Consider the following 208-nt stretch of genomic DNA (forward strand, 5'->3'; position numbering starts at 1 on the left):
TGCGTAAGAGCGTTCTCGGTATCGCTGGTCTGGCGTTCGCCGGTGGCCTGGCCGCCGGCCCCCTGAACCACGACACCGCCCTCGCCCCGAGCGCCGCCGGCGTCATGCCGGCCGCCGTGGCCGTCCAGGCCGCCGACAAGGCCGACAAGGCCGACAAGCCGGGCGTGGACGAGGGCAAGCTGATCCCGCACGGTGTGCAGGGCGAGCA

General features: G+C 73.6%; 1 pseudogene. It reads left to right on the forward strand.

The features are described from left to right. Positions 1-208, forward strand: a pseudogene (locus tag ACLQ2V_RS28200) (hypothetical protein); the annotation flags it as partial.

Origin of the sequence: Micromonospora sp. DT233 (assembly GCF_049841815.1) — a bacterium.
GTDB lineage: Bacteria > Actinomycetota > Actinomycetes > Mycobacteriales > Micromonosporaceae > Micromonospora.